Consider the following 15,804-nt stretch of genomic DNA (forward strand, 5'->3'; position numbering starts at 1 on the left):
GCGCCGGTACAAGTCCTCAACGGGTGCTAGATATCGAACGGCTGGTCGCACCGCGGTCCATGGCGATCGTCGGCGCGTCGAACGATCTGAAGTCGATTAGCGGCCAGCCGCTGCGCTTCTTGCTTCAGCATGGCTATCGTGGCGTGGTGTATCCGGTCAATCCGAAATACGCGCAGATCGATGGCGTAGCGTGTTACGAAGACGTCGCGAGCCTGCCGGAGACACCCGATCTCGTGCTCATTCTCGTCGCAGCCCGCCGCGTGCCGGCCGTATTGCGCGAGTGCGGCGAAAAGGGCATTCGTTATGCAATCGTCTACAGTTCCGGCTTCGCCGAAGCAGGGGAGGCCGGCGTCGTCTTGCAGCACGAATGCGCTGATATCGGACGCGCGTTCGGCATCCGCGTGATCGGGCCGAACTGCCAGGGTGTCGTCAGCACCGGCGCGAATCTGTATGCGGGTTTCGGCGCGCCGTTCGGAGTCGTTTACCGCGCGGGCGGACTCTCGCTCATCTCGCAGAGCGGCGGCTTCGGGTGCGCGCTCTTGCTGATGGCCGATGAACTCGGCATCGGTCTGCGCCATTTCATCACGACTGGCAACGAAGCTGACGTAAGCCTGCTCGATCTCGTCGATGCCTGTATCGACGACGAAAAAACGTCGCTGATCGCCACGTACATAGAGGGACTGAAGGACGCACGACGGCTCGTCGAGGTGTCGACGCGCGCGCTCGATGCGGGCAAGCCGCTGCTCGCGTGGAAGGTCGGCAACACGGCCGATGGCGCGAAGGCCGCTGCCTCGCACACGGCGAACCTGGGGGGCGCATCAGCGCTCTATCGCACGGCGTTCCGTCAGTCGGGTGTGATCGAAGTGACGGATGTCGCCGATCTCGGCGACTACGCGAAAGCGTTCGAAGCCAAGCGGCTGCCCCGCGGTAACCGGATCGCGGTCGTCACGCTGTCGGGCGGCGCAGGCATTCTGATCACTGACGCGTGCAGCGAACGCGGCATGACGGTTCCGCCGCTCTCGCCCGCGACGCTCGACGCGCTCAGACCGATCGTGCCCGCCTTCGCATCGCTGGCCAATCCCGTTGACCTGACCGCGGGTATCCTTGCAGAGCCGCAAATCTTCACGGATGCGCTGCAAATCATCGCCGACGATCCGGGGATCGATTCGATCGCGATCATGGCCGCCGCGGCAAGCGGCGATGTCGCGCTCGCGATGGCCGAGGCGATCGTGCGCGTCTATCGAGCGACCGACAAGCCGTTGATGCTGGCCTGGAATGCGCGTCGCGATATGGCGCCGGAAGCGTATCGTGTGATCGAGATGGCGGGTGTGCCGCTCTACACAACGCCCGTACGCTGCGGGCGTGCGTTTGCAATGCTGTCGGACTATGCGCAGGCAAGACGCGCGCGGGTGGCCGCATGCGCTGAACGAGCACCCGCACCTGACCGGCTTCGTGCCGACACGGCGCGAGCGCTCATCGTGCAGAGTTCCGCTGATCTGACCGAGCACGCCGCTCAGCGCTTGCTCGCGCACTACGGCATTGGGACGCCGAAGAGCGCGTTAGCGAAGAACCATCGCGACCTGGGCGACTTCGCGCGAGCGACGGGCTTTCCTCTCGTCGTAAAAGTACAGTCGCCGGACATCCCGCACAAGACAGAAGCCGGCGCCGTCCGGATAGGCATTCGCGATGAAGCGATGCTGGTGAACGCCTTCGACGAGATCGTCGCGAATGCGCGGCGGCACGTTCCGGACGCGCGTATCGAAGGCGTGCTCGTGCAGGAAGAGATACGCGATGCCGTGGAGATGATCGTCGGGATCGACAACGATGCCTCGTTTGGGCCGGCGGTGATGTGCGGACTTGGCGGCATTTATGCCGAAGTGTTGAAAGACGTGGCGTGGCGTCTCGCACCGGTCACGCGCTCGCAGGCGTTTGCGATGATTCGCGAACTGCGGGCCTACGCGATACTCGACGGTGCGCGCGGCAAGCCGCGTTGCGATATCGATGCCCTTGCCGATGCAATCGTCGCGATGTCCGAGATGGCGCTCGATCTGGCGCCCGGGTTGAAGGAATTCGATATCAATCCGCTCTTCGTGCTTACTGCAGGCAAGGGGGTGCGAGCAGGCGATGCGTTTGCGCGTTATTCGTCTCGGGACGAACGCAAGAGGGAATGCGAGGCCGAAGCCGAACCTCACGCGCAGGCAATCGCCGACTGACCGACAGGGCGTCGCGAGGCGGCTGCATCGAGACCGGGCATGGCGTGTTCTGCGCGCCGTCCACTGAACATCGTATTTCGTCTTCCATGTGAGACCATCATGTACAGCTCTTCGATCACCGGTGCGAACGATACGGCCGACTGCACGCCCGCCGAAATCGAGCACATCTATCGTAAGGTGTTTTACCGGCTGATTCCGCTGCTGTTTCTCTGCTATGTGATCAGCTACATCGACCGCGTCAACATCAGCTTCGCCAAGTTGCAGTTCATGCACGAACTTGGCTTTTCGGAGTCGACCTACGGGCTCGGCGCGGGCTTGTTCTTCATCGGCTATGTGCTCTTCGAAGTGCCGAGCAACCTCTGGATGCAGCGTATTGGCGCGCGTCGCACGCTGCTGCGCATCATGTTCGCCTGGGGTCTCGTGTCGAGCCTGATGATGTTCGTGCGCACGCCGACGCAGTTCTACGCGATGCGTTTCTTGCTCGGCGTGACCGAAGCGGGTTTCTTTCCCGGCATGATCTATTATCTGAGTTGCTGGTTTCCGGGCGCGAGACGTGCACGCGTCACCGCGTTCCTGATGATGGCGACTGCGGTCGCGGGGATCGTTGGCGGACCGCTGTCCGGATTCATCATGACGCGCCTCGCCGGCGTCGGCGGAATGCCAGGCTGGCAATGGTTGTTCCTGCTCGAAGGCGTGCCCGCCGTGACGCTCGGTCTCGTCGTTTTCTTCCTCCTCGGCGATACGCCCGCGGAGGTGAGCTGGCTCGACGATCGAGAAAAGTCGCTGATCGCGCGCGAATTGCTGGCCGATGAAAAGTCGAAGCACACTGGCCATCTCGACGGATTGCGAGGCGCGCTCGCCAATCCTCGCGTGTATCTCGCGGCGCTCGTCTACTTCGCGGTGATGATGCCGTTCAACGCGATCGGCTTTTGGGCACCGACGATCATCCGCGATCTCGGTGTGGCGAGCGTGTTCGATATTGGATTGCTTTCGGCGCTTGTGTTCATCGCGGCCGCGTTGGGAACCTATGTCGTCGGGGCGAATTCCGACCGGACCATGGAGCGTCGCTGGCATGTTGCGGGCAGCGCGGCAGTGACGGCGCTCGCGTTTGCGTTGTTGCCGGCGGCGGGACATAACGTGGCAGTCGGCGTCGGACTGCTTGCGCTCGCGGCGGCGTCATCGTATGGCTGCTTCGTCGTGTTCTGGACCATTCCGCAGACGTTCCTGCCCCGCTCGTCGGCGGCCGGGGGAATCGCGATGATCACGAGTCTCGGCGGGACGGGCGGTTTCGTCAGTCCGGCGTTCGTGGGCTGGGTGAAGACCCAGACGGGTAGCGCTCAATATGGCTTGATCGGTCTAGCCGTGGTACTGCTGGCGGGCGTCGTGCTGCTGTTGGTGGCGTTTCCCGCGTCCGGACGCAACCTGGTTGCTTCTGCCACGGGTATTTCGCGAGGTCGAGGGTTCAATCCGACGCAGCGGTAGCCAATGCCGACCTCATCGCGTTTGTGAGGAGTCGGGCCGACGCTACTCAGGATAGAAGCCCGACCCGACCACGACCGGTTGCGCTTTTCCGGACGGCAGAGGAGCTGACTGCGCAAATGTGGTTGACTCGACACCAAGCAAGCCTGCGAGAAACAAGAGGCCAATGAAGAAGGGTTTCGTTTCCATTGCGTTCTCTCCGACCGCTGAGTGCGACGTTCCTGAGCCTCGACGTTTGCCTTTTAACTGCGATACAGCGTGTAGTTACGAGGTTGACGCAATGGATCATGGTACGTTCGGAGCGAAATAATAGAGGTACAGCGTGGACAAGGAGCGCCGGCAAATCGAAGGGCAATCGAAGGGACGCCTCCCGGGCCTTGGGCCGATCGATAGCATGAGTCTGCCGGAGAGCATCAAGGTCGGCTACGCAACATTCGTCGATTACATCCACGCGCCGGCACTGCTTCGCTCAAACACGTCTCGACTGTTCAAGCCGTTCGCCGAAGACAAGCTTAAGATACGACTCGGCGGCGAATACCGGCTGGCCGACGGCGCAAAGGCGCATGCTGATACGGACAGCCGAGCGACTACGGCGGACTGTCTTCAGACGCCTGTGCACGGCGCTACCGATGCACCGGCGACTCCATGGCGGATTAACGCCTGCTGAACAAATCCCGATTCCTTCATCTCCTCGATGAATACCTGAAGGAAATCCACTGCGGCTTCGCCGCGACGTCTCGGCAGACCCATCGCCTGCCGGATAATCATGAATCTGCCGTCGAGCACGCGTAAGCCCGGCCGGACATCGGATTGAAGCTGCTGTCGCACCCCTGCAGCCACTTCGAGACCGTGTCGGAGAAAACTCGTGACGACTTCGGCGGAAGTGGCCACCCGAATAATGTTCGCGTGATGCAATTCGCGCGTTAAATACAGGTCGTAGGCACTTCCTTGTCCGACAGCAATCCGGTTGTCTGGTCTGTCGACCTGCTCGTTGCACCTTATCGGTGAATCGTCGCGCACAAGATAACTCCCCTCGACCAGCACATAGGGTGCGGTAAATGCTATTTCTACTTCACGCAACGGATCGATTGCAAAGAACCCCACATCGACCTGCTCTTCGGCAACCGCCTGCACGGACTTGCCAGCGGCGTCGAAGATTCTCAGTTCCACCGGCACGCCAAGACGTGCGCCAAGCGCGACGGCCAGATCGACTGAAACGCCATAGGGTTGTGCGACGCCCGCTCTCCTGGCCGCGAGCACGGGATTGCCCACGTTAATTGATACCCGTAACGTGCCGGCCGGTGCGAATGCCGCGATGAGTTGCGCGTCCGCTTTCATGCTGAAACTCCCTGTTCGGAACCATGCACTTTTGGTCGCAATGACCCCGTGTCTTGAGGCTCGTCGTGCCAGTTGTCGATGCCGCTAGCCATGTTCTCTCTCTGTGTCGATGATGCGGTGTATTCGATGAAACTTGTCGAGCCGCGAAAAGCCCGCGCTCGAAACGCTCAGAACGTGTGGCAGATGCCGATCCGTACCGCTCCCTGATGATCGGTGGCTGACGGCGTAAGCGTCGTGATCGACGCAACGGCGGTCTTTCCGTTCGACTGCGTGCCGGATGCTTTCTGGTAGACGCCAATGATGTACAGATCGGTTCTCTTCGACAGCAGATAGTGACCGGCCAATCCGACCTGGTTGTATTTCGCTCCACTTTTTCCAGCGATGGAACTCGCGTCAGTGTAGTTGTAAGTCACTCCGGCATAGGCTGCCGGTGTGAACATGTATCTGAAATTCACTTCGAAATCATTCAGGCTAACTGAGCCCGATAGCCCCGCGGGATTGAGCGTATTGGTGATGCCACTCAAACTTCCATATTTGGTGTTGGTATAGAGCATCCCCAGTGTCGCGGAGCCAAACGTATATGCGCCAGCCGCAGCTATGATCTGCTGGGTATGGGCAGACGCGAAGCCGCTGTAAACAGGTGATGTCTCGTTGTCTACGCCGGCCGTCAGGGTCGCGACGCTATTGCCATAGAAAGAGGCGTTCGGATTGCGGATATTAAGGTAGGCGACTGCCAGGTTGAGCGCTGCGCCCACGTAGCCTGCACCCAGCGAGAAAATCTGGTTCTGGGTGAAATCCCCCGCGACGCCGCCAAGCGAATAGACACCTTCAAAAGTAAAGCCGCTGTAGCTCAGACTCTTGTATTTGATCGCATTGTTGGTACGCTGGGTATTGATCGTGTTGTCGAGATCGCCCGGGTGGGAAGTGAGATAGCCGCCCCACAAACTGCCCGAACTGATCGGCGTCATGTAATCCACCACCGAGTCATATTGGCGTCCGAAAGTGAGGGTGCCCCACGGACTGGACAGACCGACGAATGCCTGCCGTCCCCATTCCAGGCCGCCCTGGCCCGCTTTCCCGGTGCCTAGATCGAAGCCGTTCTCCAAAGTGAAAATCGCCTTCATTCCGCCACCCAGGTCTTCCGCTCCACGTAAGCCCCATCGTGAGCCATGCAACTCGCCGCTCGACATCGCATACTGTTGATGGCCACCCGCGTTCGAGGTGAACGTCAGACCCTCATCGATCAGGCCATACAGCGTGACGCTGCTCTGTGCATGAGCGACACCGCACAACGCGCCAAGCGTTGCTATTGAGAGAATCGACTTCTTCATCATGGTCTCCTGACATACAGAATCTGTTTTTGAACATGCTAGTTAATTAGGTATGCTATATCTTTCAGTCAATCCGAATTTGATGATAGGTAGTAAATCCGTGTGCCATGTTTTCCGAGCTTTGCGGGAAACAGACAGACGACGCTAGGTGCGCAGTGGCTCGCTTCGTGTAATCCGGTCGACATAGGCAACGGCATCGAACGATCTGGCGAGCGCGTATTCCGGCTGCGGCTCGAGATGCGAACGCGTGGTGCGAGCAGTCGAGGCCCATGCCGGCGCGCCGCTCAGCGGCAGCATGAATCGCCCTACGCCGACCTCTTCAAGTGCCGCGTCGTTGCTCGCGTCGGCCGACGCCAATTTGCCGGCATCGGTCGCTGGCACGACGGCGAGTCCTGCATCGGAGTCGCCGCCGTGCCGGCCGCGTCCAACGGTGCTGCCAATGGCGACGTACTCATCGCCCAGCCAGTCCGACAGGTAGCCGCCCATGGAAACAATGGGCGGCCCATCGGGGGCGGAGCGAAACGGTTCTCGAGCAATGTGAATGTTGTGAGCAAGAACGATAATTTTGAGCGGACTGTCGGACTGGTCGCGCATCCATACGAGATTCTCCGCGAACGCCAGATCTCGCACGCGATTCGCTTCTGTCAACGAACGGGACCGTACGCTTACGATGCCGTGGGCCTGGAGAATAACGATGACCTGGCGAAGCGCCCATTCGAATTCCGCGGCCGAGGTCCGGAACGAATACGCGCTGCGGTTCTGTTCGAGTTGCGAGATAAGCTCCGTACAGGCGAAGCGAAACTGCTCTTTTTCGGTGGTATTCAGCGCTTCGTAGACGGCGGTCGAGCCCCATACCGCAGATTTTGCCGAGCTGTCGAGCGGGACGGCCAGCAAGGCGTGCTCGACGCTCAGCAGTAGATCGCGATACGGTGGGCGATAGTCGGGCTCGACGCGTCCGAGATACGACAACACCGATCCAATTGCGGCGCCGGGGTAAGCGGGGTCCACGCCAAACGCGCGAATCGGATCCTGTGCTCCACGTGAGGCATTCCATGTGCGCAGCGATTCCATAAGCGCCACTGTCTGCGGATTCAGCCACATCGGCTGACCAAATTTGCGTAGCACCGCAGCCGGCGTATTTTCGGTGTCGCCGCGTAAGTAGGCGTCGACGTCGTTCGAAGCGGGCACGCCGCCCTCAAAAGCAATCGCGTTGAAACCGAAATGATCGACAAGCGCCAGCACCAACTCGTTCTTCATCGTCAGCAACTGGGCGCTGCTATGCCAGCTTTCGCCCAATCCGACAATGCTCGCATTGCCGACGATTACCCGCAGCGGTTCTATGTCGACGGTGCCGGTCGTTGCGCCCGTGTTCAGGAGAGGATGGCACGCGTCACGCGCCCATCGGATGAATTCGTCACGCCCGGAGTCAGCCATTTTGTCCTGCCCAGAAAAAGATCGTGATATCCGGCCGCCGATCGCTCAGGCAGATCGGCGCGCCATTTTTAATTGCGTTCTACAACCTCGACGACTCGCCATGCAATCAGGCGGGAAACGGGAAGCCGAACTTGTGTTGCATCACATATCGTCCACCGTCCACGAGCAACGTGTGGCCGGTGATGAACGACGCATCGTCCGACGCGAGGAAGGCAATCGCTGCCGCGACTTCCTCGGGCTTGCCGAAGCGGCCGAGCGGAATCCCTTCTTCGCGGATTTTCCGTTTTTCGCTGGTGATCGCAGCCGTCAGCGGCGTGTCGATTTGAGCCGGCGCGACGGTATTGATGCGGACCCCGCGCCGTGCCAGTTCAATGGCGAACGTCTGCGTCATCGAGATCACCGCGGCCTTGGCGGAGTTGTAAGCGACCGAGCCTGGTGCGGCTCGCAATGCGTTGATCGACGAGATCGTCACAATGCTGCCCTTGCCCGCGTCGGCCATATGCTGGGCGGCCGCGCGGGCAGGGTAAAACGCTCCCAGCAGATTCACTTCGAGCACCTTGTTCCATTCTTCAGTGGTGGAGTCGAGCACCGACAGCGGTTTGCTGGTGCGAATCCCCGCGCCGCAAACCATCACATCGAGCCGGCCGAACTCGCGGATCGTGGTCTTGACGGCTTCATCCACGGCTGGTTGGGCGCCGACATCGACCGTCAGTGCAATGGCGGTCCCGCCCTGCGCGTTGACTTCCTGCGCGGCGGCCTCCGCCAGTTCCGGACTGAAGTCGGAAATGGCGATGCGGGCGCCTTCGCTGCTTAACCTCAACGCTGTTGCTTTGCCGATACCGCCGCCGCCGCCGGTGATGAACGCGACCTGATCCTGAAATCTTCCTTGATGTGACATGTTGCGGGTCTCCCAAAACGTGACGAGTGATAAATCCGATGAAGCCAGTCGAGTCGATGTGTTGTCCGATGCGCCCGCAACGCTACTGAGCGGGCTTGAGGTTCGATGTCTTGACGATCTGTGCGTATCTGGCGAGGTCGGATTTCATCAACTCGCCGAACTGCGCCGGGGGCGTGGTCAGCACATCCATGCCCTGATCCGAGAGCGCTTTCCTGATGTCGGGCATGGCCTGCACCTTGGCGATGTCGGCGGAGATCCTGTCGACGACCTCCTTCGGCGTATTGGCGGGCGCCAGGATGCCGTACCACTGACGCACGTTGAAATTGGCGAGGCCCGACTCGGTGAACGTGGGAATTTGCGGAGCGGCAGCTAGCCGATGGTCGCCGGAAACGGCGATCGCCCGCAGATTTCCGGCCTTGATATAGGGCAGCACGGCGGGCGCTGCCACGAAGAACAGTTGCACCTGGCCGCCAATCAGATCCGTCAGTGCCGGACCACCGCCTTTATATTGAATCGGAACCATCTTGACGCCGGCCATGCTGTCGAACAGTTCGCCCGCCAGATGGTTCGGATCGCCAAGTCCTCCCGACGCGTAATTGAGTTGCCCCGGTTTTGACTTGGCCAGCGTGATGAATTCCTTCAGCGTATTGGCGGGCACGGAGGGATGCACGACCAGGACGAGTTCGGAACTACTTATCGTTGCAATCGGCGTGAAGTCCTTGATGGCATCGTAAGGTAGCTTCAACAGGCTCGGGATGATGACGTGCGAACTCGACGTCAGCAGTAGCGTGTATCCGTCCGGTGCCGCCTTCGCCACGACTTCCGCGCCGATTATCGTGTTGCCGCCGGGACGGTTGTCCACGATCACCGGCTGTTTCCAGAGCATCGCCAGCTTCTGGCTGAATAACCGCCCGAGAACGTCGTTGCCGCCGCCCGGAGGGAATGGGACGACCAGATGCACGGCGTGAGTCGGATAGGGCGGCTCGGCATGCACGGTGGCCGCCGGAACGATCACCAGCAGACCGATGCAAAGTTGCCACGCGAGTGAGAGACATGACTTGAACATGATTGTCGATTCCTCATCGTGCATCGCGTTGATCGGACAGCAGCGAGGTGAGTTCGCGAATCGAGCCCAGCCGTTCGAGGTTTGCCACCATGTCGATGATCTGTTGCTGACGTTGCGCGGGCAGCACGCCGGTCGTGAGACTGCGGAACTTCGCCTGCACGTCTTCCCGGCCGATTGGCCGGTCCGGCGAACTGCGTGGCTCGATGACCGTGCTCGTCAGTTGCTCGCCGTTGCGTAGCCGTATCCGAACACCGCCCGGAATTTTGCGTGGGAACAGCGACTCGAGTTCGGGATCGATCACCGGCTTGACCCGGTCGGCGAGACGAAGCACGTCGGTGCGACCGATGGTGGTTTCCGCGAAAGAATCCGGATGAGTGGGATCCAGCAGGATCACAGCCGCGCAGGTGTAGGGCAGGCTGTATTGCGCGGCCATGGTCGACTCGGGCCGGTAGACCATATGCGTGTCGATCATGAAGCGCGGGCCGAACGGCTCGATTGTCACAATCTCCTCAGCAGTGAACGGCCGCTCGGCGCGGCAGTTCATCATGGCTTCGATCATCGAATGGAACAGTTTGCAGCACGCGTACAGCTTGATCGACATGCGTTCGATTTCGAAACGTCCATTGGCCTCCTGAGTCATACGTTCAAGATCGCCGCTTCGCCCTGCAAACTGTTTGGCGAACCCGTAACGTCCTTCAATGGCTTCCTTCGGCCCGAGAAAACCGTCTGCTGCCAGTTTCGCGGCGAGGATGCCGCGCTCCGCCGGCAGGCCGGTATGCAAGCGCTTGATCATGGTCCCGGTCGGGTCTTCGGTGAACTGCATGGTGCCGCCGTTCATCGATGCGCCGGAACCGTATGCGCTCACCAGCGTGGCGGCATCCAGGTTGAGCAGAAGACCGGCCGCGGTGACGGCGCCATAGACACCACCCACGCAGGGAGGATGAAAACCGCGGCGAAGCAGATCGTTGCCTAATGCGGCTCCGATGCGACCGTGCACGTCATAGGCCGCAACCACCGCTGTCAGGAAGTCTGTGCCCCGGCGATCCAGCGCCTCAGCCATTGCAAACGCCGCCGGCAAAATTACGCTGCCGGGATGGCTCAACGATTCGTCATGCGTGTCGTCCAACTCGATGGCATGGGCGGCGGCCCCGTTGACCAGAGCCGCGGCACGCGCGGGTACGCGGTGCGAGCCGTAGATGGTGCTCTGCTCGCATCCCCCTTCGCTCAGCACGAAATCGCGGACCTTCATTGTCCATGGGAGCTGGGTGCCGTAAAGCGCGACGCCCAAATGGTCGAGCACGAGATCCTTGGTGCGTTCGATCACACTGGCATTCAACATTTCCCATTTCAGTCCGGCGGCAAAACGCGCGAGCGCCTCGGTCGGTCCTGGCAGCGCGCCTGGCGCGCCATCCTGGTCAGGCCGATCCGTCGTCTGCTTGCCTTGCTGAAGTGACGACACTTGCTGTTCGCCGGCAACAGTTCCTGCCGTTTCCGCCTGCACTGGCAGGCTCTCTTGATGTGACATTCCGCTGCTCCTCCGTCTCTATCGGTCTGTTCTCGCGTGGCCTCTCTCATACGGTTCTTAATTTTTCAATTACGCCGCCTTGTGTCGACACTTTAGTTACGAGATTCGGAGGTGTCAAGATTTCTTATGTGCGCCAAATCTCATAGGGTTCTGCGAACTGGTCGCTATGGGTCGCGTTTTATAAGGGTTTTTACGATGTATCGGCCTACTGATATTCACGACGGCATTAGTAAAGCTTTCTTGACGTCCGAAAAATCAATACCTATAGTGTCGACACTAGTGAAAAATTTTGCGTACACGGCTACGACGCAGTGCACCATCGGCGCGCTGCGCACGCCACCGGTGCAAAACCTTCACGAGCCGAAACCTCGTTCAAACAATCGGGTGCCGACTTGCTGAAAACTGAACGTATCGACATGGGCTGGGGACACCTTGCCTATCGGAGGGCCGGAAGCGGCGTGCCTTGGGTTCTCGTCCATCCCCTCGCGCTCAGCGGTCGGTTGTGGGAGCCTTTCCTCGCGGAGTTGTTGCCGGGCCACGATCTGGTCATGCCGGATCTGCGCGGCCATGGCGAGAGCAACTGGGACGGCAGCGCTTTTTCCATCGGCGACATGGCCGATGATCTTCGCGATCTGCTCGACGTACTTGGCATCGAACGCTGCCACATGCTCGGCATGTCGATGGGCGGCTCCGTCGCGATGACATTTGCGTCCCGGTACCGCACGCGGCTCGATCGTCTGATGTTGTGCGATACGACCGCCTGGTATGGTGAAAACGCAAAAACGACGTGGGACGAACGCGCCCAGGCAGCGCGGAGCAAAACGCGTGGGGAACAGTTGCCATTTCAGACCGTGCGCTGGTTTAGCGACGCTTTTCAGGCGCAACATCAGGAAATCGTGAAGCATGTCTGTGAAATCTTCACCGGCACGAAGCGCGAGGCCCATGCGCAAGCCTGTCTCGCGATGGGGGCGCTCGACATGAGGCAGCGGCTAGCTGAGATCGATGTGCCGACGCTCGTCGTCACAGGCGAAGAGGACTATGCGACGCCACCGTCGATGGGCGAGGCGCTGGCACAGGGGATTCGCGGTGCACGCTTCGAGCTCTGGCCCGCGACGAGACATATGGCCGTGGTGGAAAGCGCCTCGTTGCGTGCCGAGTTGATGAAATTTGCAAGTTGACGAAAATGCGGTGAGCGCCCGCTGACAGGTGGCGAAGCAGCGCGTTGCCCGGCGCTGATGACTAGAAACGGAGACACGCATGTTAAAAGCGGTTACCGGTATTCCCAGAGACTATTTCGCCGGCGGATTGATGTTCCTGCTTGGACTTGGCGCAATCGCTCAGGGCGCGTCCTACACGATCGGCACCCTCACCGATATGGGCCCCGGCTTCTTCCCGGTCGCCCTCGGCACGATGCTTACGCTTGCCGGAATTTCCATCGTCGTTGTCGCGAAACTTTCCGTTGCGCCCCGCACGGAAGAGGCCCGGCCCGCGCCTGAATGGGTCGCCTGGAGTTGCATCCTTGCCGGCATCGCGGCGTTCGTGGTTCTGGGGAAGTACGGCGGCCTCGTACCGGCGACATGCGCGGCAGTATTTATATCCGCGCTCGGCGATCGCCAGAACACCTGGAAAAGCGCGCTTGTTCTCGCCGCGGCAATGGGCGTAATTGCGGCCGTGGTCTTTCGGTGGGCATTGCAATTGCAATTCCCGCTGTTTTCGTGGGGCTAGGCGATGATCGAACAGTCTTTGCTCGACTTGTGGCGCGGCTTTGGTGTCGCACTCGAAGTCCACAATCTGATGTGGTCGTTTTTCGGCGTTCTGATGGGCAACCTGATCGGCGTGTTGCCCGGCATGGGACCGTTGTCGGCGATTTCGGTCCTACTTCCACTCACGTACACCATGCATCCGATCCCGGCCATTCTGATGCTGGCTGGCATCTTCTACGGATCGCAATATGGTGGTGCGATCGGTGCGATCCTGTTGAATCTGCCATGCCATCCCCCGCACGCGGTGACCTGTCTCGACGGCTACCCGCTGACGAAAAAGGGCAAAGGCGGTACCGCGCTCGGCGTGACGATCATCTCGTCGTTTTTCGCAGCGTCGGTCGGTATTCTTATCATGGTTTTCGCGTCGCCGTTGCTGGTCAAGGTGGCTTTCAAATTCGGTCCCGTCGAGCTCTTCTCGATCATGCTGCTCGGCTTGCTGGCCGGCGGCACCATGTCGCGCGGCTCGCCGCTCAAAGGCGTGTCGATGACTGTCTTCGGGTTGCTGCTCGGCGTTGTCGGCACTGATGTGAACTCGGGCGTCATGCGCTTCACGTACGGCATGTTCCAGTTATCGAGCGGCATCGAACTGGTGGCGCTCGCGCTGGGGCTATTCGGCGTGGCGGAATTCTTGCGCAACGTGAACCGCATGCAGGTGACGGGAAGCGGCATCAAGCTTCGACTGCGCGATATGCGTCCGGACAAGGCCGAACTCAAACAGGCATTTTTTCCCATGGTGCGCGGTACGCTGATGGGTGCGCTGTTCGGCGCCATGCCCGGCACAGGGCCCACGATTACGACGTTCCTGGCGTATGCGGTGGAAAAGAAAATATCGAGGACACCGGAGCGTTTCGGACACGGTGCGCTGGAAGGTGTAGCAGCGCCGGAAGCTGCTTCGCACTCGAAGACCCAGGTCGATTTCATTCCGACGATGAGCCTCGGCATTCCCGGCGATCCCGTCATGGCATTGATTCTCGGCGCGTTGCTGATACAGGGCATCCAGCCGGGCCCGCAGCTGATCACGGAGCATGCGGACCTCTTCTGGGGCCTCATTGCCAGCTTCTGGGTCGGCAATGTTTTGCTGGTCGTGCTCAACGTCCCGCTGATCGGTGTCTGGGTGAAATTCCTGCAGGTGCCGTACCGTTATCTGTATCCGACTGCATTATTTTTCATCGCGGTCGGCGTGTATAGCACGAACAACAGTCTGTTCGAAGTGGGCGAGGTGCTGGTATTTGGCGTGGTGGGTGCGGTGCTTCTCGCGCTCGACTTTCCGGTCGCGCCGATCCTGCTCGGCTTCGTGCTGGGTCCGCTTGTCGAGGAGAACTTTCGCCGTTCGCTGCTGCTCTCTCGCGGAGACTTGAGCATATTTCTGTCGCACCCGATCAGTGCCGTGTTCATCGGCATATCGGCGCTTCTCGTTCTCTTGCAAGTCGTCTTTGCGCTTCGCCGTGCAGTGCGCAAGCGTGGCAGGCAAGACACGTCCGGTCCGGTCGCACCACCGGTCGCGAAGGTTGCCGATGCGGCGCAGCTGTTGCGCGGCAAGTGACAATCCGCATAGCGGTGGCGATTCTGCGCTTGCCGCTACGCCCCGATTGCGCTATCGGCGGGCGGCAAGCGTGACGCGTCAACAAAGCCAGACCGCTCGATGGCACGGAGACCCGTCATAATCAGTGCGCGTGTCATGCTCACGGCCGTGACCTTGTCGCGTTCTTCATAAGCGACGAGTAGGCGCCGATGGTCCTGGACTGACCGCTGCAACCGGCCGGGCTGTGCGAGGCTGAAATGGCGGAACTGAAGCGTACGAACACCGAGCGCGCCGATGCTCCGCAGTAGTTCGTCGTTGCCGGCAAGTTGCGCCTCGAGCAACCGGAACCCTACGTTGTGCCAGAAGTAGTTGTCGGTCAACCCTCGCGCGACGTCGTCTTCCAGGGCTGCCTGCCATTTCCAGAGCTCCGCAAGGCGCTCGGTCGGGCAAGTGTCGACGATAAGCTCGCTGACGAGCGAGAACAGACAGGCGCGAAGATCATAGATGTCTTTCACCTGCTTAAGCGTGACGGGGGCAATGTAGGGGCGCCGGCGCAGCGGGACCACGACGATCCCCTGGCGCTCGAGCTCGGCGAGCGCCTCCCGGACTGGAGTGCGACTGGTGCCGAACCGGCGAGCCAGTTCGACGGAGTTCACGCTGTCCCCGGGGGCCAGTCTGCCCTCGACAATGTCGAGCACCACGTCATCGAAGATCTTACGCGCCAGCGGCGGCCTGTCGTCCGCGTTTCGCACGCTCATCAGTACCAGCGCGCGTCGGTCGCGAACCGCGGTTTCGGGGGTCAGCGACCATCCCGATAAGGCGCTGCCTTCGTCTGCAAGCGGCGCAGTAGCGGATCCGGCATCGAGCGGAGACAGCCGCGCCGATGACGGAATCGATGGTTCGAGTTCCGCAGTGTCCATCACTGATCCTGTCTAAATAGTCGAGCGAATAGCGTCAGATGCATAGTGTCGACACTATATGACCTCGTTTACATCCGGTCAAGACAGCCACATTGCGTCGCAGAAGTACTCGCGTGAGGCCGCGCGCGGAAGTAATCAGACAGGCAAGCAATTGAGGCTCACCGCGTCGAACGCTGCCCGACAGGACAGAATCGGACTTGTTGCGAGGGGATACGCTTCAGGAGTTTTTCTCTGGGGACGATGGCAAAGTCTCGGTTAGTCGAGTCTGACTGTCGAGAATTCTTATTGGGCATTAAATCATCGGTATCAGATCAT

General features: G+C 60.4%; 12 protein-coding genes. 5 read left to right on the forward strand and 7 right to left on the reverse strand.

Annotated features, from left to right (window positions below; translation table 11 throughout):
• The first annotated feature begins 59 nt into the window (after nt 1–59).
• Both FQ705_RS08400 and FQ705_RS08405 read left to right on the forward strand, forming a co-directional pair.
• Complete coding sequence (locus FQ705_RS08400; protein ID WP_260854416.1) at nt 60–2,213, forward strand: acetate--CoA ligase family protein; 2,154 nt, start codon at nt 60–62, stop codon at nt 2,211–2,213.
• Nucleotides 2,214–2,312: 99 nt separating this feature from the next.
• The gene (locus FQ705_RS08405) at nt 2,313–3,695 is read left to right on the forward strand and encodes an MFS transporter (RefSeq protein WP_144139527.1); all 1,383 of its coding nucleotides are present in this window, start codon (nt 2,313–2,315) and stop codon (nt 3,693–3,695) included.
• Between the two features lie 600 nt (nt 3,696–4,295).
• Here the strand turns inward: FQ705_RS08405 and FQ705_RS08410 are convergent.
• The 6 genes from FQ705_RS08410 to FQ705_RS08435 form a co-directional block, all read right to left on the reverse strand.
• A complete protein-coding gene (locus FQ705_RS08410; RefSeq protein WP_144139530.1) occupies nt 4,296–5,030 on the reverse strand; it encodes an ABC transporter substrate-binding protein in 735 nt (244 codons plus the stop codon).
• 167 nt (nt 5,031–5,197) lie between these two features.
• On the reverse strand, nt 5,198–6,361 hold the full coding sequence (locus FQ705_RS08415; protein ID WP_144142271.1) for a porin: 1,164 nt from the start codon (nt 6,359–6,361) through the stop codon (nt 5,198–5,200).
• 144 nt (nt 6,362–6,505) lie between these two features.
• A complete protein-coding gene (locus FQ705_RS08420; RefSeq protein ID WP_144139532.1) occupies nt 6,506–7,795 on the reverse strand; it encodes an erythromycin esterase family protein in 1,290 nt (429 codons plus the stop codon).
• Between the two features lie 106 nt (nt 7,796–7,901).
• Nucleotides 7,902–8,693 (reverse strand): SDR family NAD(P)-dependent oxidoreductase, encoded by a 792-nt coding sequence (locus FQ705_RS08425; RefSeq protein ID WP_144139535.1) that lies wholly within the window; start codon nt 8,691–8,693, stop codon nt 7,902–7,904.
• An 82-nt stretch (nt 8,694–8,775) separates the two neighbouring features.
• Nucleotides 8,776–9,759, reverse strand: a complete 984-nt coding sequence (locus FQ705_RS08430) for a tripartite tricarboxylate transporter substrate binding protein (protein WP_144139538.1) — start codon at nt 9,757–9,759, stop codon at nt 8,776–8,778.
• Between the two features lie 13 nt (nt 9,760–9,772).
• A complete protein-coding gene (locus FQ705_RS08435) occupies nt 9,773–11,284 on the reverse strand; it encodes an MmgE/PrpD family protein (RefSeq protein ID WP_144139541.1) in 1,512 nt (503 codons plus the stop codon).
• Nucleotides 11,285–11,595: 311 nt separating this feature from the next.
• Between FQ705_RS08435 and FQ705_RS08440 the strand changes: the two genes are divergently transcribed.
• The 3 genes from FQ705_RS08440 to FQ705_RS08450 all read left to right on the forward strand — a co-directional run bounded on the left by FQ705_RS08440 (nt 11,596) and on the right by FQ705_RS08450 (nt 14,590).
• Nucleotides 11,596–12,462 carry an alpha/beta fold hydrolase gene (locus tag FQ705_RS08440; protein WP_144139544.1) on the forward strand — a complete coding sequence of 289 codons (867 nt, stop codon included), beginning with the start codon at nt 11,596–11,598 and terminating at the stop codon, nt 12,460–12,462.
• Nucleotides 12,463–12,541: 79 nt separating this feature from the next.
• Complete coding sequence (locus FQ705_RS08445) at nt 12,542–13,009, forward strand: tripartite tricarboxylate transporter TctB family protein (protein WP_144139547.1); 468 nt, start codon at nt 12,542–12,544, stop codon at nt 13,007–13,009.
• 3 nt (nt 13,010–13,012) lie between these two features.
• The gene (locus FQ705_RS08450) at nt 13,013–14,590 is read left to right on the forward strand and encodes a tripartite tricarboxylate transporter permease (RefSeq protein ID WP_144139552.1); all 1,578 of its coding nucleotides are present in this window, start codon (nt 13,013–13,015) and stop codon (nt 14,588–14,590) included.
• Nucleotides 14,591–14,625: 35 nt separating this feature from the next.
• Here the strand turns inward: FQ705_RS08450 and FQ705_RS08455 are convergent, their stop codons facing one another.
• Nucleotides 14,626–15,489 (reverse strand): GntR family transcriptional regulator, encoded by an 864-nt coding sequence (locus tag FQ705_RS08455; RefSeq protein ID WP_144139555.1) that lies wholly within the window; start codon nt 15,487–15,489, stop codon nt 14,626–14,628.
• Between the last annotated feature and the right edge of the window lie 315 nt (nt 15,490–15,804).

The sequence above is a fragment of the Paraburkholderia sp. BCC1884 genome (assembly GCF_900996225.1).
Taxonomy (GTDB): domain Bacteria; phylum Pseudomonadota; class Gammaproteobacteria; order Burkholderiales; family Burkholderiaceae; genus Paraburkholderia.